The organism is Alicyclobacillus fodiniaquatilis (genome assembly GCF_042678105.1).
Lineage (GTDB): Bacteria > Bacillota > Bacilli > Alicyclobacillales > Alicyclobacillaceae > Alicyclobacillus > Alicyclobacillus fodiniaquatilis.
On the sequence record NZ_JBHUCX010000028.1, the window covers coordinates 245,950 to 252,755 of the forward strand.

Annotated in this window: 6 protein-coding genes and 2 tRNA genes; 2 read left to right on the plus strand and 6 right to left on the minus strand. The window is 52.2% G+C overall.

What is annotated here, in order from left to right:
- Window positions 1-25 precede the first annotated feature (25 nt).
- The gene (locus tag ACFSB2_RS12175; protein WP_377943320.1) at window positions 26-475 is read left to right on the plus strand and encodes an ImmA/IrrE family metallo-endopeptidase; all 450 of its coding nucleotides are present in this window, start codon (window positions 26-28) and stop codon (window positions 473-475) included.
- Window positions 472-1,617 carry a tyrosine-type recombinase/integrase gene (locus tag ACFSB2_RS12180; protein WP_377943321.1) on the plus strand — a complete coding sequence of 382 codons (1,146 nt, stop codon included), beginning with the start codon at window positions 472-474 and terminating at the stop codon, window positions 1,615-1,617. The genes ACFSB2_RS12175 and ACFSB2_RS12180 overlap by 4 nt, the downstream gene beginning before the upstream one ends.
- An 88-nt stretch (window positions 1,618-1,705) precedes the next feature.
- On the opposite strand, the gene ACFSB2_RS12185 is transcribed toward ACFSB2_RS12180, so the two are convergent.
- The 6 genes from ACFSB2_RS12185 to ACFSB2_RS12210 form a co-directional block, all read right to left on the minus strand.
- Window positions 1,706-1,782: transfer RNA gene (locus tag ACFSB2_RS12185), tRNA-Ile, on the minus strand.
- A 17-nt stretch (window positions 1,783-1,799) separates the two neighbouring features.
- A tRNA-Gly gene (locus tag ACFSB2_RS12190) sits at window positions 1,800-1,874 on the minus strand.
- Window positions 1,875-2,046: 172 nt separating this feature from the next.
- Window positions 2,047-4,005, minus strand: a complete 1,959-nt coding sequence (locus ACFSB2_RS12195; protein WP_377943322.1) for an FtsX-like permease family protein — start codon at window positions 4,003-4,005, stop codon at window positions 2,047-2,049.
- The gene (locus ACFSB2_RS12200; protein ID WP_377943323.1) at window positions 4,002-4,760 is read right to left on the minus strand and encodes an ABC transporter ATP-binding protein; all 759 of its coding nucleotides are present in this window, start codon (window positions 4,758-4,760) and stop codon (window positions 4,002-4,004) included. The genes ACFSB2_RS12195 and ACFSB2_RS12200 overlap by 4 nt, the downstream gene beginning before the upstream one ends.
- Window positions 4,761-4,935: 175 nt before the next feature.
- Window positions 4,936-6,054: a sensor histidine kinase gene (locus ACFSB2_RS12205; RefSeq protein WP_377943324.1), complete on the minus strand. Its 1,119-nt coding sequence runs from the start codon at window positions 6,052-6,054 to the stop codon at window positions 4,936-4,938.
- A 47-nt stretch (window positions 6,055-6,101) separates the two neighbouring features.
- Window positions 6,102-6,806 (minus strand): response regulator transcription factor (locus tag ACFSB2_RS12210; protein WP_377943325.1); only part of this gene is annotated, 705 nt, incomplete at its 5' end.

Consider the following 6,806-nt stretch of genomic DNA (forward strand, 5'->3'; position numbering starts at 1 on the left):
ATACGTTCCGCATGGGGGATCAGGAATGAATATAGAGAAACTGCTTACAAACCTGTATCGCACTAATAACATACGGTATCCTCACGAAATTCAACTCGATCTTATTGCAGATAATTTCCACCTAACAGTTTTACGCCTTCCAATCGATGCAGTGGCAGGTTCAAAATTGATCATTATTGATTCACGTAAGCCCTTGCAAGTACAACGAGAACAACTCGCTCATGAGATCGGTCATCGTGTATTACACAACGGGAGCCAAACTGAAATGCACCCTTTGTTTAGGAAACTACAAGAAAATCAAACACAAATTTTTGCGATGCTTGCACTAGCCCCCACTTATATGCTCCTGAACTTTTTACCCGAATCACCACAATACCTTGAGCATCAAACTGCCTGGCTAGCTGAAATATTCCGTGTGACGTATGAGTTTATGGAGAGGCGGTTACAGCTTTTCGAAAGGAGCAGAATATCGTGACTACAGGACGCATCTTCGGATACACACTCAAAAATGGGACCACCAAATATGGATACACCCTCACAATCACGCCAGCTGATCCACTCACCGGTAAATATCCACAGGTGACGAAAAAAGGATTTGCATCCGAACGGGCCGCTAAATCGGCCATGCTCTTACATATCAAAACCGTTGGAGATGAGAACATTGGTAAATCTCGTACTTTGACGGTGCAAGAATGGACCCGTGAATGGCTTCACGAGGTGGCTCCTAATCTGCGTCCATGGTCCGAACGTACCTATAGACATACAATTGAGCATTACCTTATACCACAGATCGGGTTACTCCCGCTTACAAAGTTGACACCAAACCACATTGACCGGATGTATCGGCACCTGGAAACTAAACTTAAACCAGTAACTGTCCATCGGATTCATCGGACATTGCGTACTTGCCTGCTCTACGCCATCAAAAAAGGACACTTAGATAAGTCTCCTTTAGAGCGAGTGACCCCTCCCGATAGACGCTCGCCTCGTCGAGGAACGCTCTCGGTCTCTGATGCAAGACGCATGTTAAAATGGCTCAAAATCCACAGGCCAACTTCGTACATGGCTGCATTTCTCGCCGTTTACACAGGAATGCGGCAAGGTGAAGTGGCTGGTCTGCAATGGGATGATATCGATCTCGACAATTCTGTCATCCGAGTGGAGAGAATTCGGTCGCGTATCAACAAAAAGGACATCTATGGTCCGACCAAAACAGATGGTAGTCAGCGCAGGATTGTAGTTGCACGCTTAGTAGTAGACGAGCTACGAAAGTGGAAGGCATCACAAAAGGCAATTCTACAGGAAGGATGGTCAAATAAATCGTGTGTGGTCGTCACCGACGATGGAATTGTTCCCGCGCCAGCTGCCTGGGCAAATTCGATCCGGCACGCATGGAAAGAGCTTGGTCTGCCGGTTGTGACTTTTCACGATTTACGGCACACTCATGCCACATGGCTACTTGAGAGTGGTGTAGACTTGAAAACAGTCAGTCAGAGATTAGGACATACATCGATCACAATTACTGCTGATATATACTCTCACGTCACTGACTCAATGCAGAGGAAAGCAATGGAAAAATTAGAAGCGATGATGGACGGAAATGAGCCTTTAAAATAGAGACTTGTTACTTTCTTGTCACTTCAAGAGATTGAAAAAGATAAAAACCCTGATTTAACAGGGTTTTTATCCGCTTGTTATCCAATTATGGTGGACCCACTAGGACTCGAACCTAGGACCAACCGGTTATGAGCCGGCCGCTCTAACCAACTGAGCTATGGGTCCGCGTATCCCACAAGCTTTGGAGCGGAAGACGGGATTCGAACCCGCGACCCTCGCCTTGGCAAGGCGATGCTCTACCCCTGAGCCACTTCCGCATCAGAGAAGAATCGCTTCGTATTGTAACATCTTGTCGTGCAAATGACAATGGCCGACCAAGATAGTTAAAATACACCCTGGGAGACATGTGAAAATCCATCAGATTGAATGACAAACAGACTTTTTCACATGTCCCCCAGGCAGCCGTTGATTTTGGTCGATCACGCCGTCTTACTCAACGCGATAAGCTTCGTCCATGTGCAACTGCGGCAAATATGTGAGACGAGCGACGATAAAATAGATGACCATAAACACCAGATAAGCAAGCATCACCGCCAGACAAACAGGCCACAAGCTCCCCGGTAGCGCAAGCACGTGACTGTAATCGATGATCGCTGCAGCTGTGTGCAGACCTGCCATCACAAAGGGCAGGAAGAACAGCACGCTGAACTCCACCGTCAGCACACGCCCGACTTCGCGATGACGAATACCGACACGCCGTAGAGATCGAAATTGTTTGCGGTCCGTCATCTGATTGTTCAACAAGCGGAAATACAGTGTGTTGCCGCAGGCGAGTAGCATCAGCATAGCTAAGAACAAACCGGCAAAGATCATCACCGACATCAGGCGAATAAACGCTTGATCATTCCCCTGCGCCACATCTGCTTGACGCGTTGGCAGTTGCCCGTGCAACGCCATGGCCGCCTTGTCGCGATGATCCACGATCCAGCCGTGCACCTGCCAAATGTCCGTCTGTGAAACAGATTTGAGCAGGTGACTGAAATCCGTGTCGGGTACAACCAGCACTGTGTCGCTGACCGGCGCTTCAGCAAAATTGAAAATGCGTTGGTTCCGCTGCGCATCCACCGTGATGGCTGTATGGGTCGATCCGATGGTCAATGTCGTCTTTGTATCGTGAAAAATGTTCGTCGCCGTGATTGGGAAGCTGATGACGCCAATCGCGTGACCGGGGTTCAAGTCGGGCAAGCGAGTATACGTCGATGCGATCTTCTGATGCGCGCTACGAATCTGATTGCTGAACTGCGCAAATGCGCTTGCGGACACGACGGTCACATCCATTTTCTCCGATCTGCCGTGATTCACCACAGAAATTTTGCCGCCGCCAATGACTGTTGCCGCGGCTTGCCCGCGCGGGTCGGCCCCGCTTGCGCTTAACTTCTGCGTGATTTGTGATTGCGACAGTGGCAAGGGATTCGCCTTATTTGTCCAGGTCATCACGGCAAAGGGCTCGCGCGCCACATCTGCCTGCGTGTTGGCGTACAGGAGACCAAAAATACTGGACATGCTCGTCATGACGATGGCAGACAGCGTGGCAATGACCGTCAATGCCCGCGCATTGTCTTTCATGCGATAGGCCAGTCGGCTGACCACCAACAAGCCAACGCCACCTTGCACACGATGGCGCAGCCGCAAAAGAACCCAAACCAAAATCTGCGTGAACAAGAGATACGTCCCCAAGATGACCAAGGCAATGATGAAGATGACGCCAATGAGACTCGAAAGCGTGATGAGACTCTTTGCAATCGCAAGGTAATACCCCCCGGCGATACAGAATACGCCAAGCAGCGCCAACCACCCCGATGCTTTGGGCGGCTTTTGGCGGGAGCGCTCGCTGGACAACAATCGCTTCACACCACTGCGGCGCAAACGAATGGACATCAGCAGCGCTTCGGCCAAAAAGATGATGAGAAATGCCACCAAGGTAAAAATCCATGCGTTCCGCGGCGCAGCGAACGGAATTTCGTTGGGCAACTTCAATAGATCCCCGATGGCGAGTAAAAACAACTTGGTGAACAAGAGTCCTAGACCCAGACCAAACACGAGTGAAATCCCGTCGACGATAAAGCTTTCCATCCGCACCATGCGCGCCAGTTGCTTGGGCGTGATGCCGACGACGAGTAAGATGCCAAACTCCTGGCCACGCAGGCGAAGCATCGCGGCATGGAAATAAAAGATGAAAAACAGGGCAAACAAGGCGACCAACCAACCGCTGATGAGCAAGATATCCCGCGCTCCGGAAGTCATATAGCCGTGCTCAACAGCCGGATTGTAAGTAAAGTTCATGAACATGAACAAAGTCATCACGGCAATGCTGCTGGAAGCGATGTAGCCGACATACAACCGCTTGCGCCGCAGGACATTTTTGCGAACAAGTTGTCCCCAGGTCATGACCTTGCCCCCTCCAGCACAGACAACGTCTGCAAAATCTCCTGGAAGAACTGCTGCCGCGAACCCTCGCGTTCAAGTCGGCTGTACACTTGCCCGTCCTTGATAAACACGATGCGATCACTGTAGCTGGCCGCCAGCGGATCGTGCGTGACCAAAAGCAATGTGGCGCCCGCCTGCTCGTGCAACTCGGTAAACAAATCCAGCAACGCGCGCGAAGAAGCGGAATCGAGGTTGCCAGTCGGCTCATCGGCCAACACCAAGGCTGGTCGGTGCACGATGGCTCTGGCCACGGCGGCCCGCTGTTGTTGGCCGCCAGACACCTCATACGGATAGCGGTGCATCGTCTGACCTAGCCCAAGCTGCTGCAAAACGGCTTCAGCCTGTTTGCGCACCTGACGGCCACGGCGTTTTTCCAGCGTCAAAGGCAACGCGACATTTTCCACGAGGGTCAAGGTATCAAGCAGATTGAAATCCTGAAAGACAAAACCGAGCTTTTGCCGCCGAAACATCGCCATGTCGTCGCCGGATAGCTGTTGCACCTGCTGACCGTCAATTTCGAGCGATCCGCCCGTGGCTTGATCCAACCCAGCCAGAATGTTCAAAAGCGTCGTCTTCCCGCTGCCCGACGGCCCCATGATGGCAACAAACTCGCCTTCATCCACCGAAAAATTGATCCCATCCAAAGCGCGCACCTGTGTACCGGGATCACCGCCGCCGTATACTTTGGTCAATGCATTTGCGACAAGAACTGCCATGTGTAAAACCCACTCCCTACACGTCGGCAACTGCCAAAGCGGCATCACCGCTTTGCAGTCATCACGACGGATGTTGTTTGTGCTATTCTCGCATCTCCCTATACGCCTTACCCTGTGCAAACCTTACAACCGGCGGGTTTTGGCTTACATTTTTGTCACGTTTGCAAAAAAGGCGCTATTGTTCGAGATAGGGGGTGATGAAAGCCGGAGTGGGAATCGTCATGCTCACCGTTGTGCCCTGGTGAAGCGCGGATTCGACATGCAGATCGACGCCGATGCGTTTTGCAGCCTGCGCCGCCAAATACAGCCCCATCCCAGTCGCGCGCGAATGCAATCGGCCATTTTGCCCCGTGAAAAACGGTTCGAAAACGCGGCGGACGTCACGGGCGCGGATGCCAATGCCGTGATCGACAAAAGCGATTTGGGTTTGTGTCGGCGTGACGGAGACCCGGATCTGGAACGTCGTCGCTTCTCCTGTCGGCTGACCCTGCGCATCCACGCGATAGCCGTACTGCAACGCATTGCGGACAATCTGATCGCAGATGAAGCGCAGCCATTTGTCGTCGGCATAGACCACAATCCGCTCGGTCGACGCCTCTACTTGGGGATAGATTTTCGCGCGAATCCAAGCGGCTTTATGTTCGTTGACCAATTCGCGCAGCAGTGGGACAACATCAAACGAAGTCATGTGTGTATCGAAGGAAAAGGATTGCAGCCGAGCCGTGTACAACATCGTTTCCAATGCTTGCTCCATGCGCGCTGCTTCCGCCTCCATGGTGTCCAGCGTCTCGTTGAGGTTCACGGTTTGGCTGTGCGCGCCCTGGGCGGATTTAAGATCTTGCATCAACAGGCGCAGAACGGTCAGTGGGGTTTTCATCTGATGGGCAAAACGCGTGGTAAACGTTTCGTAGAATGCGCGCCGCCGTTCAATTTCCTGAAGTTCGAGCGCGGCTTGTTGCGCATAGTTGCGCAAGATGTGGGCAAACCAGCGATGAACAGGTGTCTGCGCCAACAAAATGAGGGATTCAACGTCTTCGAGCTGACGCAGATTGCCAATTTGCCGCGTGGCAAAAACATAGAATCGGTACCGCCGCGAAAAATGGATTGCAAAACCAAATATGCTGACGATCACGCCGAGCGACAACGCATACAAAAATTCATCTGATGTCGCCCGCTGGTGATGTGCGATGTCCCCCAACCACACGGTCAATCCGGTCAACAGCAAAGCCGCCAGCAGCCAACACGCAAGGCCGCCAAATTCCCGAACATAGTGCTTTAACGCTTGTCTGAACAAATGGTATCATTCCTTACGCAAAAGACCCAGCAAACGCCATTCGTCGCCTAATCGGCGCGTTCTGCGAGCGAGAGTTGATAGCCTACACCGCGCACAGTTCGGATGATGTCGTCAAGGCCCAGCGACGCCAATTTTCGCCGCAATCGCGTGACGTTGACAGTCAAGGTGTTGTCATCCACAAAATCTGTATCATCCCACAGCGCGCCAAGCAACGTGTCCCGTGAAACCACATCCCCCGCTGCCTCCATCAGTTGACGCATCAATTCCGTCTCCGTTTTCGTGAGTACAGACACTTGATGGGCAAAAGCGATTTCCATGCGGCGCGTATTCAGGCGCAAAGCGCCACAGGCAATCGAAGAATCAGTGGGCGTGACTGTCGCGGTTTCTACAGCATACGCGCCGTACGCGCGGCGGATCTGGGCGCGCAACTTCGCGACCAACACGTCGACATCAAACGGCTTGATGACGTAATCGTCACCGCCATTCTCCAGCGCAAACACCTGATCCATCCCGGCATTTCGGGCGGAGACAAAGATGATGGGCGCACGTGTCACACGCCGGATCAACCGACACCAATAAAAGCCGTCATACTGCGGCAAATTGACATCCAGCAAAATGGCGTGCGGCTGCAATTGGCGAATCTCTTCGACAATATCACCGTAGCAGTCAACCATGTGCGGCGCAAATTCAAACCTGCCCAACTGGCGAGCCAATATGCTCGCCAGTTGGGCGTCATCCTCAATCATGCCAAT

What these genes read in the sequence shown, in the direction of transcription:
- ACFSB2_RS12175 (WP_377943320.1), top strand. Translation starts at nt 26, where the DNA reads ATGAATATAGAGAAACTGCTTACAAACCTGTATCGCACTAATAACATA.
- ACFSB2_RS12195 (WP_377943322.1), bottom strand. Translation starts at nt 4,005, where the DNA reads ATGACCTGGGGACAACTTGTTCGCAAAAATGTCCTGCGGCGCAAGCGG.
- ACFSB2_RS12200 (WP_377943323.1), bottom strand. Translation starts at nt 4,760, where the DNA reads ATGGCAGTTCTTGTCGCAAATGCATTGACCAAAGTATACGGCGGCGGT.